This is a genomic window from Paraherbaspirillum soli (assembly GCF_042654985.1).
Lineage (GTDB): Bacteria > Pseudomonadota > Gammaproteobacteria > Burkholderiales > Burkholderiaceae_D > Paraherbaspirillum > Paraherbaspirillum soli.
In genome coordinates this window covers 81,764-97,377 of the sequence record NZ_JBHSMT010000031.1, presented here as the reverse complement: position 1 = coordinate 97,377, position 15,614 = coordinate 81,764, and the positions used below count along the sequence as shown (strand labels likewise).

Here is a 15,614-nt window from a genome sequence, read left to right as displayed (position 1 = left end):
TGTTATTAGATGTTGGTGCAACCGAGCACTTCTTCGAGGCTGGTCAACCCTTGTTTAACTTTCTTCAGTCCCGACTCGCGCAAGGTGTTGACGCCTTCACGCTTTGCCTGGGCTTCAATTTCCAGCGCGGTGCCATGCGCCAGGATAATCCGTTCTATTTCTTCGGTAATCGGCATGATCTGATAGATACCGACCCGGCCCTTGTAGCCGTTGCCGTTGCAGCGTTCGCAGCCGACCGGCTTGTAAGGCATCCAGGTGCCGTCAAGATCGTCGTCGGTGAAGCCGGCCTCAAGCAATGCCTCTTCTTGAATCGAAATAGGTTGTTTGCAGCTGCACAGCCGGCGCGCCAGCCGCTGAGCGGTAATCAGCACCACCGACGAGGCGATATTGAAGGGCGCTACGCCCATGTTCATCAGGCGCGTAAGCGTCGACGGGGCATCGTTGGTGTGCAGCGTGGAAAACACCATATGCCCGGTTTGCGCCGCCTTGATTGCAATGTCGGCAGTTTCCAGGTCGCGAATTTCACCGACCATGATGATGTCGGGATCCTGCCGCAGGAAAGCTTTCAGCGCTACCGGGAAAGTCAGGCCGGCGCGGTCGTTGACATTGACCTGATTGACACCGGGTAAATTGATTTCGGCCGGATCTTCAGCGGTTGAAATATTGATGCCGGGCTGATTCAGGATGTTCAGGCAGGTATACAAGGACACGGTTTTACCGGAGCCGGTCGGGCCGGTTACCAGCACCATGCCGTACGGACGCTGGATTGCCTCCAGCAAAATCTCTTTTTGATCCTGGTCATAGCCGAGGGCGTCGATCCCCATTTGCGCCTGGCTTGGGTCCAGAATACGCATGACGATCTTTTCGCCAAACAAGGTCGGCAAGGTGCTGACCCGGAAGTCGATTGCGCGGGTCTTGGACACGGCCAGCCGCATCCGGCCGTCTTGCGGGATCCGCTTTTCGGAGATGTCGAGCTTCGAGATCACCTTGATGCGCGAGGCCAGCTTTTCCTTGATTGCCAGCGGCGGCTGCGCCATGTCTTTCAAGACGCCGTCAACCCGGAAGCGAATTCGGTAAAATTTTTCGAACGGTTCAAAGTGCAAGTCGGATGCGCCTTGATTGATCGCATCGGTCAGGATCTTTTGCAAAAAGCGGACTACCGGCGCATCGTCGACGTCATTGGCGGCGGGATCGTTGGCGAGAGCGACATCTTCTTCGACAAAGTTGATGTCCTCTTCGTCGCCGGCCAGTTCATTGAGGCTTTGCTCGGACGTTTTCGCCAGTTTCTGAATCTGTTTTAACAGGACCGGATGTTCGACAATCACCGGCTCGACCGTCAATTCGGTTTGAAACTTGATCTGATCCAGCGCCTGCGTATTGGTCGGGTCGGAAAAGGCGACATAAATCTTGTTGCCGCGCTTGGCCAGTGCCAGCACCGACTGGCTTTCCATCAACTTGATGTCGATTGCTTTTTCCGGCAGCGTGCTCAAATTGAGAACGCTCAGGTCGAGCTGTGGATAGCCGAAGGTCTCGGCGCAAAATACGGCGAGCGAGCGCGCATCAAGATGGCCACTGCTGAGCAAGGCGTCGATAAACGGCGTTTGCTCGGAACTGGATTTCTTGTTTAACGCCTCGATCTGCACGGCAGACACGCGACCTGCTTGCAACAATGCACGGGCCAGCCCTGACATCGGACTGCTGGGACTAGCGTTAGGGAAGACTGCAGCCATAAGGGATCAATGCCAAAAGATGTGCGGAACCATTCAAACCGTTAGATGATGCATCAGGAGAAACTCGTTTGTAAAGGATTTGTGGGAATTGTGTCTCAAAAATTGCCATATGGCAGCATAAAAATCACAATTGCCTGCCTGGCCTAAACAATTTGGCAACCTTGATCGCCTGATTCTGCACCTGTACGATTTCTATGATGCAGCCGGCGATTTTCAGGCTGACGCTGTTTTCGGGGATGTCTTGTAGCCATTCGAGCAACAAGCCATTCAGGGTTTTGGGGCCGTCCAACGGGAAATTCAGGCTGAGCCGTTTATTGATTTCCCGTAATGTGGTCGCACCTTCCAGCAGGCACTGGCCCTGTGCATCCCACACAAAACTGTCGGCGCGTGCCGCACCCGGTTTGGAAGTGGTGAATTCGCCGATCATTTCTTCAATGATGTCCTCCAGCGTCACCAGTCCTTGCACTTCGCCGTACTCGTCGACGATGATGCCGAGCCGTTCATGGTTCTCCTGGAAATATTGCAATTGCGTGAAAACGTCGGTGTCTTCCGGGATGAAGTACGGTGGGCTAAGCAATTCACGGAAATGCTCGATGGTGAGTTCGGCCTCCTGGTTCAGCAGCGCCATTGCTTTGCGGACGTGCAAAATACCGACGATCTGGTTGATTTCACCTTCATACACCGGCAATTTGTTGTGATAACAGGTGGTCAACTGATGTTTCACTTCATCCACAGACACCGATAGATTCAGCGCTTCCACCTGGGCCCGGGGCGTCATCACATCTTCCACCGAGATTTTTTCCAGGTCGAACAGATTCAGCAAAATACTTTTGTGCTTTTGCGGCATGAAGTTGCCGCCTTCCAGCACGATCGAGCGCAGTTCTTCCGGCGACACCCGTTGCTCATGCGCGTTCTGACCGGTTTTAATATGCAGGATCTTCAGGATCGCCGACACGAACAAATTGACGAACCAGATGACCGGCTTGGCCAGCGCCATCAATGGCTTCAAGACGAAACTGGTGGGCAGCGCGATCCGTTCCGGATAGGTGGCGCCAATCACCTTGGGTGTGATCTCGGCAAATACGATCAGCAGGAAAGCCACCGCTGCGGTCGCGATGGTGATCACTTCCTGGTGATTGCCGAACGCCGTGATGGCGAGTGCGGTCACCAGCGCGGTGGCCAAGGCATTCACCAAGGTATTGACGATCAGGATCAGCGATAGCAGCTTATCGGTACGCTCCAGCAGCCACAGGGTGGTGATGGCGGATTTGCTGCCGCGCTTGGCAAGATGGCGCAGGCGATGACGGTTGGCCGCGATCAGGGCGGTTTCCGCCATCGCAAAAAAAGCCGACAAAAAGATGAGTAAAGCTAGTGCAAGAATCTGCACCCATAGGGGCACGGCATCCAAAGGGTCACCGCAAAGAGAGAGTGGTTATAAGAATCAAAATCGCTGGAATCGTCCCGATGTGGTCGGGGTGAGAGGATTCGAACCTCCGGCCTCTACGTCCCGAACGTAGCGCTCTACCAGGCTAAGCTACACCCCGATCAAGCTGTCCAATATCTTAGGCGAGGATCAGTGATGCTGATTCGTCACGGATATTGAACAGATTCGATTAAATTCTCAGTGATTTCGATCTACTGCGAAGGCCGATAATTGTAGCAAAGAATCTTTAAACTGACTATTTGGCAGTCCTGCTATTGCCGCGGCCGCGCGTTGCGCGGATTTCTCGGCCTCGTGCCGGGTGTAGTCGAGAGCCCCGGAACTGGTGATGGCGGCCAGGATTTCATCGAAATGCTTTTCGTCGCCATTTTCGATGCAGCTGCGCACCAGTTCCCGTTGCTCGGCAGTGCCGTGCTCCATCAGGTAAATCAGCGGCAGGGTCGGTTTGCCTTCGCGCAGGTCGTCGCCGACGTTCTTGCCGATGTCGTTGGCATTGCCGGAGTAATCCAGGACGTCGTCGATCAACTGGAACGCGGTGCCGAGCGAGCGGCCGTATTCGCCCGCTGCTTCAATCGCGTGGTTGTCGGCGCCGGCGATCAAGGCGCCGAGCTGTGCCGCCGCTTCAAACAGTTTGGCGGTCTTGGAACGGATCACTTGCAGGTAATTTTCTTCGCTGACGTCCGGGTTGTGCATATTCAGCAATTGCAGCACTTCGCCTTCGGCGATGACGTTGGTGGCATCGGCCACGATGCGCATCACGCGCGCATTGTCGACCGTCACCATCATCTGGAACGCACGCGAATACAGGAAGTCGCCAACCAGTACCGAAGCCGCATTGCCGAACAGGGCGTTGGCAGTTTGCCGGCCGCGCCGTAGCGACGACTCGTCCACCACGTCGTCGTGCAGCAGAGTGGCGGTGTGAATGAATTCGATCACCGTCGCCAGCTCATGATGCTGCGTGCCCTGATAGCCGAAAGCTTGCGCCATCAACAACACCAGCACCGGACGCAGGCGTTTGCCGCCGGCGCTGATGATGTATTCGGCAATCTGGTTGACCAGTGGAACTTCCGAATGCAATTGCAGGCGAATCACCGCATTGACCGCTTCCATGTCGGCCGCGATCGGTTGCATCATGAATTTTTGGGGCGAAGTATTGGCAGCGGCGGACAAAATAAAACCTGTTTGAAATCGAAGGTGGCGTGATTATACGATGACAGGCTGCTAGCAGCCTGTCGGACTTAGGGAATCGAAGCGAAAAAATGGCTGGGCGAGGACAGATTTTGCCGATATTTTTTTTCCAATAGCGGGACTATTGGAAAAAATAGCGGTGAAATATGGACCGCTCAGGCGTTTTTGCAGCCGATTACTCCTAAGCCCGGCAGGCTGCTAGATAGGGCGCCGGCTGATATTGTCAGAGTTTGTAGGCAAATCGCTACTGATCGGCTGTCTTCTGCGGCGCGCCATTAATGTGCTTGCTCGGGCCAGTCTCATTTCGGTGATACAAACTGCGAAAATCGCTGGCCTGCTCAAGCTGCATTCCTTCTTGTTACCCCTTCAGCTTTGCAAAAGCGGCCGCCATGGCGCTATTGGCCGGCGCCGGTGCCGGCGCGGACTGGCGCTGCTGATGTTGCGATAAACGTTTGGCATCGTTGCGATCGCCGCGCTGTTCCGGCTTGGCGCCGGCTACCGGCGCGCTGTCGGCCAGGCGCATGGTGAGCGCAATGCGCTTGCGCTTCTCATCGACTTCCAGCACTTTCACTTTGACCACCTGGCCGGCCTTGACCACCGTGTGCGGGTCTTTGACGAAAGTGTTGGAGAGCGCCGAAATGTGGACCAGGCCATCCTGATGGACGCCGATATCGACAAACGCGCCGAACGCGGCGACGTTGGTCACCACGCCCTCCAGGATCATGTCCGGGCGCAGGTCGCGGATTTCCTCGACCCCTTCCTTGAAGGTCGCGGTGGTGAACTCGGGGCGTGGGTCGCGGCCCGGTTTTTCCAGTTCCTTGAGGATGTCGGTGATCGTCGGCACGCCGAATTTTTCATCCGCATACTTGGCCGGATTGAGCGATTTCAGCAGCTTGTCGTCGCCGATCACAGCCTTCACGTCCTTCTTCAGATCGGCCAGGATTTTTTCCACCAGCGGATAAGACTCCGGGTGAACCGCCGACCCATCCAGCGGGTTGGCGCCGCCCATCACGCGCAAGAAGCCGGCCGCCTGTTCGAAGGTCTTGTCGCCCAGGCGCGGCACTTCGCGCAATGAGGACCGGGAGGTAAACATGCCCTTCATGTCGCGATAGGTGACGATGCTCTGGGCCACGCTGCTGTTCAAACCGGAGACTCGCGCCAGCAACGGTGCCGACGCCGTGTTGACATCGACCCCGACCGCATTCACGCAGTCTTCGACCACCGCATCCAATGAGCGCGCCAATTGGGTCTGGCCGACGTCATGCTGATACTGGCCGACGCCGATCGACTTCGGATCGATCTTGACCAGTTCCGCCAGCGGGTCTTGCAGGCGGCGCGCAATCGACACCGCACCGCGCAGCGAGACATCCATGTCGGGCAGTTCGCGCGAGGCGAATTCGGAGGCCGAATACACCGAGGCGCCAGCTTCCGACACCACGATCTTGGTCAATTTCAGTTCCGGCCGCAGCTTGATCAGGTCCTGCGCCAGCTTGTCAGTTTCACGCGAGGCGGTACCGTTGCCGATCGAGATCAGCGATACCTTGTGCTTCTCGGCCAGTTGCGCCAGCGTGTGCAGCGAGCCTTCCCAATCGTTGCGCGGCTGGTGCGGGTAAATCGCGGTGGTGTCGACTACCTTGCCGGTGGCGTCGATCACCGCCACCTTGACGCCGGTGCGCAGGCCGGGGTCGAGCCCCATGGTGGCGCGCGGTCCGGCCGGCGCCGCCAGCAGCAGGGCTTTCAAATTGCGGGCGAATACATTGATCGCCTCGACTTCCGCGGTTTCGCGCAGCTTGGTCATCAGTTCGGTTTCCAGGTGCATGAACACCTTGACCCGCCAGCTCCAGCGCACCGTGTCGCTCAGCCATTTGTCGGCGCTGCGGCCCTTGTTGCTGATGCCGAAGCGGGCGGCGATACGGCCTTCGCACGGGTTGTGCGGCGCATCCCACTTTGGTTTTTCTTCTTCGCTGTCGAGGCGCAAGACGACATTCAGGATTTCTTCGCGGCGGCCGCGGAACAGGGCCAGCGCCCGGTGCGACGGGATCGTGCCTATGGTTTCGGAATAGTCGAAATAGTCAGCGAATTTTTCACCGGCATCCTGTTTGCCTTCGACCACTTTCGATTCGACCACGCCATGCTCGGTCAGGTATTCGCGCAGCGCTTGCAGCAGCGCGGCATCTTCGGCGAAGCGTTCCATCAGGATTTGACGGGCGCCGTCCAGCGCGGCCTTGGCATCGGCGACGCCGGGGTTGTCGCCGTTGTCGGTGCTGAACGCAGGCTTTAAATACTTTGCGGCTTCTTCGTCCGGGTTCAGGTCCGGGCTGGCCAGCAGCGCATCCGCCAGTTCGGTCAAGCCGGCTTCCGCCGCGATTTGCGCCTTGGTGCGACGCTTCGGTTTGTACGGCAGGTACAGATCTTCCAGGCGCGTTTTGTCTTCGGCCAGGGTGATCGCCTGCAGCAGCGCCGGCGTCATTTTTCCCTGTTCCTCGATCGAGGCCATGATCGCGCTGCGGCGCGCTTCCAGTTCGCGCAAATAGCGCAAGCGCTCTTCCAGCAGACGCAACTGGATGTCGTCCAGGCCGCCGGTGACTTCCTTGCGGTAACGGGCGATAAATGGCACGGTCGCACCTTCATCCAGCAGGGCGACGGCAGCCGCCACCTGGACCGGTTTGGCGGCGAGTTCAACAGCGAGACGTTGTTCGATCGAAGGCAGCATGAGAGGTCTTAAGAATGGAAATCAAGCGCTGAATCATACGCAATTCAGATAATTTCGCCAGTCTTGACAGCTTGAAAGGGGATAGCAGCGACAAGAAAAAGATGAGTGTTGCAAAAAGAAGTCATGCATTTGTTGGGCTGGGGCAAACCCGAGGGGCGCTATCCTAGTCTACCGCCGCTGACGCGCTCGATGGCGGCCAAATCTTGCCAGCTTTGCACGGCATTGAATTGTTGTGCTTGCAACAAGGCACGCACTTCCGCAGCTTGGTCGTAGCCATGTTCCATCAACAGCCAGCCGCCATCTTTCAAGTGCTGTGCCGCGCCGTTGACGATCATGCGCAACGCGGACAAGCCATCGGCATGATCGGTCAGCGCATCCTGCGGTTCGAAGCGCAGATCGCCTTGCGACAGATGCTGGTCGCCGGCAACGATATACGGCGGATTGGCGACGATGACATCGAAGCGCTGCGCGCCGAGCGCTGCGTACCAGTCGCTGTGCAGCAGATTGAACGGCGCATGTACTGCGCTCAAATGATGTGCTGCGTTGCGCCGTGCTATCGCCAGCGCCGCGGGGCTGGCATCCAGCGCCGTCACCGCAACGTCGGGGCGGCTGTGGGCGATGGCAATCGCGATGGCGCCGGAACCGGTGCCCAGATCCAGCACGCTGAGCGGCTGTTGGCCGGCTGGCGGCAAGTGCTGCAGCGCCAGGTCGACCAGCAATTCGGTCTCGGGGCGTGGAATCAGGACCGCCGGCGTCACTTCCAACTGCAAGCCATAAAACTCGCGCCGGCCGATCAGGTAGGCAATCGGCTCGCCCAATTGACGGCGCTGGAACAAGTCGGTCAGCAGTTGCGCTTGGCTGGCATCAATGGTGCGTTCATCTTGCGTGATCAGCTGAATGCGGGTCAGTTGCAGCGCATGCATCAGCAGCATGCGTGTTTCCAGCTGGTTGAGCGGGGCGCTCTTCAAGATAGCCGCGATGCTGCTGCCGGCTTCGATGACAAGCGCCGCTGGCGCGTCAGGCGTCACTTTCATTCAGTAACCGCCAGCGCGCGTGTTGTTGCGTTTGAACAGCGTGGCCACCAGCACGATGGTCAGCACCACAAACCACAGCAGCGACCATTGGGGAATCGACAGTCCGAGAATCGGATCGTAAGGAGTCGAGCAAAGTGCGTAAGCGTCGACCTTGAACACCGACGGTAGCAAGGCGGCCGGCGGCAGCGCGTTCATCGGCGCTTCCAGCGCATCCCGGCCGCAAGAGATGGACGGATGGGCAATGATCCACAGATGCCAGATGGCGGTGCCGGCGCCGCCGAGCGCGGCCAGAATCCCCAACCCGGCACCGGCCTTTTGGCCGCCGCTCGGCAATCCGGCGCAGATCAGGCAAATCAGTGCGACGGCGGCAAATGCATAACGCTGGATCACGCACAATGGGCAAGGCTGCATGCCCTGCACATGTTGCAGGTACAGCGCGGCGCCCAGTATGGCAAGTGCGATAAAGGCGACGCTGAGCAAAACGGATTTGGTGGTTTTCATTTTTGTTCGAGAGTGGCTGCCGACGGCATGGTTTTATTGGAAATGGAAAATACCTGGTTGGGACGCTTTAGGATGCCGATCGCCGCGCATGGTTCCGCGGACTTGCTAGCAGCCTGTCGGACTGAGGAGTAGTCCGACAGGCTGCTAGCTTATTCCATTTTCAAATAATTGCGCAATTTGTCGTTTCCACTTGCGCTCGCGATTAGATCGCATCCCCCAACGCCGCCAGCAATTCGGCTTGATGTTCCGCCGCCAGCGCATTGGTCAATTCTTCCAGGTCGCCATCCATGATGAAGTCGAGCTTGTACAAGGTCAGGTTGATCCGATGATCGGTCATCCGGCCTTGCGGAAAATTGTAGGTACGAATCCGTTCGCTGCGATCGCCGGAGCCGATCAATGATTTGCGGGTCGCGGCTTCTTTCGATTGCTGTTCGCGCAATTGACCGTCCTTGATGCGCGCCGCCAGCACCTTCAGGGCCGATGCCTTGTTCTTGTGCTGGCTGCGGTCGTCCTGGCATTCGACCACGATCCCGGTCGGCATGTGGGTGATGCGGACCGCCGAATCGGTCTTGTTGATGTGCTGGCCTCCGGCGCCCGACGCGCGGTAGGTGTCGATGCGGATATCGGCCGGATTGATCTCGACATCGCCGACTTCGTCGGCCTCCGGCATGATGGCGACGGTGCAGGCCGAGGTGTGAATGCGGCCCTGGGTTTCGGTGGCGGGAACGCGTTGCACGCGGTGGCCGCCGGATTCGAACTTGAGTCTGGAATACGCGCCAAAGCCGACCACGCGCACGATGACTTCCTTGTAGCCGCCGATTTCCGAGGCCGACTCGGACACCATTTCGATTTGCCAGCGATTGCGCTCGGCGAAGCGGGTGTACATCCGCAGCAGGTCGCCGGCGAACAGCGCCGACTCGTCGCCGCCGGTGCCGGCGCGGATTTCCAGGAAAATGTTGCGTTCGTCGTTGGGGTCTTTCGGCAGCAGCATTTTTTGCAGATCGCCTTCCAGTTGTTCCATGCGCGCTTTGGCGGACTGGATTTCATCCTGGGCGAACTCTTTCATGTCGGGATCGGATTGCATTTCCTGGGCTGCCTCGATATCGGCGTTGGCTTGCAGATAGGACTGATACAGCTCGACCAGTGGGCCCAGTTCGGCGTGTTCGCGCGACAGCTTGCGATAGCTGTCCATGCTGGCGGTCGCATCTTCCTGGTTCAGCAGGTCGTTGACTTCCGCCAGTCGATTGGAAAGTTGATCCAGCTTGGCGAGCATTGATGGTTTCATGGCGTGTTTCAGTCAGAAAAGAGCGGTAAAAAAAAAGAGAGGGAGGTTGGCGGCAATGCCAACCGTGGGCGCTGCCGCCGGTGGCGACAGTGCGCGGAGCGATGCCCGCGCTAACGTCGGGTGCGGAACAGTTGCGGCAGCAGCGCAGCCAGGCGCGCGCGTTCATCGCCCTGGGCGTTATGCAAGGCTTGTTGCGGGCCATGCAGGAATTTGGCGGCAATGCCTTTGGACAGCGCTTCCAGCACGGCGTCGATGTCTTCGCCTTTGGCCAGCATCTTGCGGGCGCGTTCCAACTCCAGCAGGCGCATGGCTTCGCTGGCTTCGTGCAAATCCTGGATCAGCGGCACCACGGCCCGGTTGTCGACCCAGTGCATGAACGACTGCACCCGGGTTTCGATGATGGCTTCCGCTTGCGCTACCGCGGCCTGGCGGTTTTCCATGCCGGTTTGCACCACCGAGCCGAGATCGTCGACGGTGTACAGGAAGACATCGTCGAGACGGCCGATTTCGTTCTCGATGTCGCGCGGCACGGCCAGGTCCAGCATGAACATCGGTTTGTGGCGGCGCGCCTTGACGGCGCGCTCGACCATGCCGAGGCCGATGATGGGAAGCGATGAGGCGGTACTGGAAACGATGATGTCGAACTTGCCCAATTGATTAGGCAAATCGGCCAGCCGGATCGCCTGGCCGTTGAAGCGATGCGCCAGCAGTTCGGCGCGTTCCAGGGTGCGGTTGGCGACCGTCAGGGATTTCGGATTTTGCGCGGCAAAGTGGGTGGCGCACAATTCGATCATTTCGCCGGCGCCGATAAACAGCACGTGCTGCCCGGCGACGCTATCGAAAATACGTTCCGACATGCGCACCGCGGCGGCGGCCATGGAGACGCTATGCGCGCCGATTTCGGTAGTGCTGCGCACTTCCTTGGCGACCGCGAAAGTGCGTTGGAACAGTTGATGCAAATAGGTGCCCAAGCCGCCGACCGCTTCTGCGTGGCGCACCGCATCCTTCATCTGGCCGAGGATTTGCGCCTCGCCGAGCACCATCGAGTCCAAGCCGGAGGCGACGCGGAAGGCATGACGCACGGCATTATCTTGCGGCAGCGTATACAAATGCGGGCGCAGATCGTCGTAAGAAAGCTTGTGGTAATGCGCGAGGAACTGGGCGGTCGAATCAATCGCGGCATCGACGCCGTTCGGCAAGTCGCTGGCCGCGTACAGCTCGGTTCGGTTGCAAGTCGATAGAATCGCCGCCTCATCCGAGCGGCTGGCCGCATTGCTGCTGCCGAACCAGGCGCGCGCCGCGGTCACCGCTTGCCCAATCTGATCGGCGGGGAAAGCCACCTTTTCGCGCAACGCAACAGGCGCGGTGGTGTGGTTGAGTCCGACAGTGAGCAGGTGCATTGCGGTCGCGGGAAAGGTGCTTGTTGGTAACTCGTAATTATACTCTTTGTCGCCGGCGATGAAATTCAAGGCAACTTGCGCTGCGAGTGTTGTTCCGCAGTCAGATTGCGATTGTCGGCAAGGTCACGCTGAAAGTCGTTCCCTGGCCGACCGTGCTGGCCAGCGTGATTTCGCCAAAATGGCGTTCTACAACAGTTTTGACGAACACCAGCCCCAGGCCGGTACCGTCCGAGTACGGCTGGCCGGGCGCACTGACGCGCTGGAAGCGCTGGAATAGCCGGTCCTGATCCTGCGCGGCAATCCCAAAGCCCTGATCGGCAATGCTGCAAACCAGCTGCGGCAATAAGCCCGCGTATTCCAGGCGCAAGCTGCAGCGGATGCGGGTCTCGGCAGGGCTGTAGTTGATCGCATTGGAGATCAGGTTGCAGAGCGCGCGCGCCATCAGCGAACGGTCGACGTTGGCCAGGAACTCGTGGCCGTCTATCTCTGTCGTCAACGCGATTTTCTTGTTGTGCGCGAGGGTCCACATGGCATCGACCGCGTCGTGCAGGACATCCTGGAAATCGACTTCTTCCAAGCGATATTCGGCGGATTCGGCGCGCGCCAGTTGTACAAAGTTGTCCGCCAGGCCCAGTGTTTTGCGGGCCGCCTGCTCCAGACGGGAGAAAAATTCCTTTTGCGGCAATGCCGACGCCGGATCAGTTTGCAGCTCAAGCAAAGCCAGAATCGAAGCTTGCGGAGCGCGCATGTCGTGCGACAGAAAGCGCAAGGTTTGATCGCGGCTGCGTTCCGCGGCGCGGATGCTGGTGATGTCGACAATGCTCACGATCCAGCCGGTAAGCGCCTGCCGAGCCGAGTGGCAGGGGCCGCTCTTGATCAGCAGATCGCGTCCTTGCCGATCCTGGACCGGGACCCCGTTGGCGAAGGCCGATGCGTGCTGCAGATCGATCAAATCCGACCAGCTGAATGTGTGTCCTGCCGCCGGCTTGCTTGCCGGCGGCAGGCTCATGCCGGCCAACAAATCAGGCAGCATCGCTCCGTCGACGCGGCCTATGCCGATGGCAGCGAAGTAGTCCCTGGCAAATTGATTCGCCACCAGCACGCGGCCGTCGGTGGTCGTGACCAGCGTCGCATCCGGCAGGCTGTGCAGGCTGTCGGAAATAAACTGGCGCAAGTCCCGCACTCTGCGGACCGCGGCCTGCATCGCGTTGATGCGTTGTTCGAGCAGGTCGCCGGCTCCTTGCGCTGTCCTGTTGGTGTTTGGCTCCGGCAGCAAATGCGGCTCCTGATCCAGTCGCACGAATTCCTGGCCAAGGTAGGAGATGGCCGATTCCAGTCGAATCCAGCTCCACAGCGGCGGCGCAATTGCCAGCGCAATCAGCGCCGCAGTGGGGGCGACCCAGATGCCTAGAGTCAAAAGGAAATAGCTGGCGACCATGGTCAACGCCATCAGCGCTGCCGTTATCAGCAACGAGATGCGCGGTGCCCACAGCAGATAAGCGATCAGCGCCAGCAACACGGGCAGCATGCTAAACAGCGCTGTGTATGGCGCTGGTGCTATGGCTATGGTTTTGTGATCGAGCAGGCCAGCCAGGATGTTGGCGTTGATTTCGATGCCGGGCATGACGCCCGAGGTGCCCGAAACCGGGGTCGGAAAAGCGTCTGCCATGCCGATCGCCGTGGCACCGATCAATACATATTTGCCGCTGAAAAACTGAGCGGGAACCTCGCCCTCAAGTACCGAGGCGTAGGGCACCGAGCGGAAATGTCCGCTGCCGCCGGCGTATGGAATCCCGACCTGATAGTCGCGCTGCCAGTTGCCGGTCTGGGCGGCGTTGCTGTCTGCCGGCGCCAGCTGCATGCGAGCGCCCGGCAAGGCGGCGTCGCGGCTGCCGATCTGGTGTTCTGCCACCTCCGCCAGCGCCACCGCAAAATGCGGCCACCAGGTAGCGTTCTGCCCTTCTTTTAAAAAGACGCTGCGGACCACGCCGTCGACATCCTGTTCCAGGCTGATATGGCCGATGTTGCGTGCGCTTTGGTGTAAATCCGGTGTCGGCAACAGGGCTTTGAGGCCGCTGTCGGTATTGGCAACGACCATCGGCAGCACAGTCAGCCGGCTGGCGGCGAGAGCCTGCGCCAACTCACGGTCATCGTGCCCGCCGGTCCCGGTGGACTGCGGTTCCGGCATGATGACATCGAGCCCAATTGCCAGCGGATGGGCGCGCATGACCTGAGTTAGAAGTTTCGCATGCAGCTTGCGGTCCCAAGGCCAGCGTCCGAGCTTAGAAATACTGTAATCGTCGATGGCGACGATGATGATGTCATCGCGCGCCGGCCGTGAATTGGCTCGCATGAACTGGTCGTACAGCGTGCGGTCCAGCCGGCCGAGGCCGTTCAGATAACCCATGCCGCCGGCCGCCAGCAGCATTAGCAGGGTGATGGCTAGCCATTGGCGTAGCGCTATTCTTTTGATGAGGGTGGTGACCGGTATGAGCATGAGGCGTGCATGGTAGGGGCTCTCAAACGTAGCCCGAAATTCTTTTCGTTGCAATTTACAGGCCGTATCTGATCAGTTGGGGACAGAGTAATTCGCCACGCTTCGGTGGCTTTTAAACTCTGTCCCGCAATTCGTTTGCTTCCACAATTATTTAAAACTCGGCTTGAGTCGAGCCGCCGGTATTCTGCAACGACGTACCATCGCTGGTGACCCAGTGGCTGCCGATAGTCACTTTCTGGGCTGCTGAAAACGGGCCGACGTAACCGTCCGCGTCGATGGCTTTGACGCGTATGAAATAGGTGCCGGACGGCGGGCGCGGGATGGTGATTTCCGGCGTCGCTGTTTGCTGCGTCAATAGCAGCGATGAAAACCCGGTATCGCGGCCGATTTCGACGACGAACTTCTGGTCCGCTTCTGCCGGCCATCGGAACGACAAGTCGCCATCAATGGCGTCGGCAATTTTGGGTAATTTGAGCGCCGGCAGCAAGCTGAACGCTTGCGGGTCGCTGTAAGGACCCTGATTGGGACCGGCCTGTTGCTTGATGATTGTCGCCACTCGCCAGAAGTAATTTCCTGGCGCCAGTTGGTCCGCAGTAAACTGCGGCGCCGCGAGCTCGGCCTGGTCAATCACGACGTTGCTGAAATCGGCGTCGGTGGCAACTTGCAGGTGATACGACTGCGCATTGGCCGCTTCGGTCCAGCCAAACAGCACATGCTCGCTGCGCGACTTGGTTTTCGGCTCGATGCTGAACGGCGGCTCGGGCCGCGCCTTCAGTTTGAATGCCGCGATATGCGGGATGCCTTGCAGTCCGAGTTGGTCGAGCGCCGTCACGCGCACAAAATAAGCGCCATCGTCCAGTCCGCTGACCTTGATGTCGGTGCTGTCGGAGTCGATCTCGCTCAGGATATTGCGCGCATCCATATCGGTCGCAATTTGCGCCCGGTAACGGCGGGCGCCGGCAACCGGTTCGACACTAAAGCGCAATATTGGCCGCTCCTGCAATTCCGGGTGGCCGGTGAAGCGGGGCGCCGCCAACAGCGCGACGGCCTTGCCGACCCCTTTCGCGTCGGTGACGTTGCCTTGGCCCGGATGCAGTGTCAGTGCGGCAGGTTGCTTGATCTTCGCCACTGCAACGCCGCCGCTCAGCACTTCAGTCATCACCCGGTCGCCAACCAGATCGACCCGGAAGTCGGTGCCGCGGACGCCGGCGACTGCCAATGGCGAGCGCACCTCGAAACGGCCCTTGTTTTTTTCCAGCGGCGATACTTTGGATTCGACCCGTCCGTTCATCAAGGTTATTTCAGTGCGCGGACTGTGTGTATAGCGGGCGGTGCGCAGCTTGCTCAGTTTGACCTGGCTGTTGGATGGCACAGCTATATGCGATGCATCCGGCAATGCCAGGCTGAGAAAGCTGTTGCTGCCGGTTTGAATCACCGCACCTTCGGCGAGCGCGGCGCCGAGCGCGACCGTCAGCGCCCGGCCATCGGCGTCGACGGCGTCGACACTACCGGACAAGGCGATGATCTGGGCGCTGGCAGGTTCGTCTGGCAACAGCGATACCGGGATCAGGATGGCGGTGCCAACCGGGATCGTGCGGTCATTTTGGATGTGGTTCAGTTTTGCCAGCTGCACCCAATTGTTTCGATTGGATGTCAATTGCTCGGCGATGGTGCTCAAGGTATCGCCAAGGTGCGCCGGGTAAGTGATGGTGGCAGGGCTGACTTGCAGTGAGCCGGGATTGATCGCGGGTGCGGCCGCTGAGGCGGGTAGCGCACCTTCGATCAATAACAGCAGGAGACTTATTTTGGTGAGTGTGCTGCGCAT

Annotated in this window: 10 protein-coding genes and 1 tRNA gene; all 11 read right to left on the bottom strand. The window is 59.1% G+C overall.

The window, feature by feature from the left end; translation table 11 throughout:
• Positions 1-5 precede the first annotated feature (5 nt).
• Complete coding sequence (gene pilB / locus ACFPM8_RS21130) at positions 6-1,691, bottom strand: type IV-A pilus assembly ATPase PilB (protein WP_379000706.1); 1,686 nt, start codon at positions 1,689-1,691, stop codon at positions 6-8.
• A 163-nt stretch (positions 1,692-1,854) separates the two neighbouring features.
• Positions 1,855-3,138: an HlyC/CorC family transporter gene (locus ACFPM8_RS21125; protein WP_379000704.1), complete on the bottom strand. Its 1,284-nt coding sequence runs from the start codon at positions 3,136-3,138 to the stop codon at positions 1,855-1,857.
• A 59-nt stretch (positions 3,139-3,197) separates the two neighbouring features.
• A tRNA-Pro gene (locus tag ACFPM8_RS21120) sits at positions 3,198-3,274 on the bottom strand.
• A 77-nt stretch (positions 3,275-3,351) separates the two neighbouring features.
• Complete coding sequence (gene ispB / locus ACFPM8_RS21115) at positions 3,352-4,302, bottom strand: octaprenyl diphosphate synthase (RefSeq protein WP_379000853.1); 951 nt, start codon at positions 4,300-4,302, stop codon at positions 3,352-3,354.
• A 415-nt stretch (positions 4,303-4,717) separates the two neighbouring features.
• Positions 4,718-7,072: a Tex family protein gene (locus tag ACFPM8_RS21110; protein WP_379000702.1), complete on the bottom strand. Its 2,355-nt coding sequence runs from the start codon at positions 7,070-7,072 to the stop codon at positions 4,718-4,720.
• Positions 7,073-7,230: 158 nt separating this feature from the next.
• Positions 7,231-8,106, bottom strand: coding sequence for a peptide chain release factor N(5)-glutamine methyltransferase (prmC, locus tag ACFPM8_RS21105; protein ID WP_379000700.1), 876 nt, complete (start codon positions 8,104-8,106; stop codon positions 7,231-7,233).
• Positions 8,107-8,607, bottom strand: coding sequence for a disulfide bond formation protein B (locus tag ACFPM8_RS21100; protein ID WP_379000698.1), 501 nt, complete (start codon positions 8,605-8,607; stop codon positions 8,107-8,109). It abuts the gene before it with no gap.
• A 202-nt stretch (positions 8,608-8,809) separates the two neighbouring features.
• Positions 8,810-9,892: a peptide chain release factor 1 gene (gene prfA, locus ACFPM8_RS21095; RefSeq protein ID WP_379000696.1), complete on the bottom strand. Its 1,083-nt coding sequence runs from the start codon at positions 9,890-9,892 to the stop codon at positions 8,810-8,812.
• Between the two features lie 110 nt (positions 9,893-10,002).
• Positions 10,003-11,292, bottom strand: a complete 1,290-nt coding sequence (gene hemA / locus ACFPM8_RS21090) for a glutamyl-tRNA reductase (RefSeq protein ID WP_379000694.1) — start codon at positions 11,290-11,292, stop codon at positions 10,003-10,005.
• A 100-nt stretch (positions 11,293-11,392) separates the two neighbouring features.
• Positions 11,393-13,789: a CHASE2 domain-containing protein gene (locus ACFPM8_RS21085; protein WP_379000692.1), complete on the bottom strand. Its 2,397-nt coding sequence runs from the start codon at positions 13,787-13,789 to the stop codon at positions 11,393-11,395.
• Between the two features lie 151 nt (positions 13,790-13,940).
• Complete coding sequence (locus ACFPM8_RS21080; RefSeq protein ID WP_379000690.1) at positions 13,941-15,614, bottom strand: FecR domain-containing protein; 1,674 nt, start codon at positions 15,612-15,614, stop codon at positions 13,941-13,943.

Coding starts and splice junctions, on each gene's coding strand:
- ACFPM8_RS21085 (WP_379000692.1), bottom strand. CDS start 13,789: ATGCTCATACCGGTCACCACCCTCATCAAAAGAATAGCGCTACGCCAA.
- ispB (WP_379000853.1), bottom strand. CDS start 4,302: ATGCAACCGATCGCGGCCGACATGGAAGCGGTCAATGCGGTGATTCGC.
- ACFPM8_RS21100 (WP_379000698.1), bottom strand. CDS start 8,607: ATGAAAACCACCAAATCCGTTTTGCTCAGCGTCGCCTTTATCGCACTT.
- hemA (WP_379000694.1), bottom strand. CDS start 11,292: ATGCACCTGCTCACTGTCGGACTCAACCACACCACCGCGCCTGTTGCG.
- ACFPM8_RS21110 (WP_379000702.1), bottom strand. CDS start 7,072: ATGCTGCCTTCGATCGAACAACGTCTCGCTGTTGAACTCGCCGCCAAA.
- prfA (WP_379000696.1), bottom strand. CDS start 9,892: ATGAAACCATCAATGCTCGCCAAGCTGGATCAACTTTCCAATCGACTG.
- pilB (WP_379000706.1), bottom strand. CDS start 1,691: ATGTCAGGGCTGGCCCGTGCATTGTTGCAAGCAGGTCGCGTGTCTGCC.
- ACFPM8_RS21080 (WP_379000690.1), bottom strand. CDS start 15,614: ATGCGCAGCACACTCACCAAAATAAGTCTCCTGCTGTTATTGATCGAA.
- prmC (WP_379000700.1), bottom strand. CDS start 8,106: ATGAAAGTGACGCCTGACGCGCCAGCGGCGCTTGTCATCGAAGCCGGC.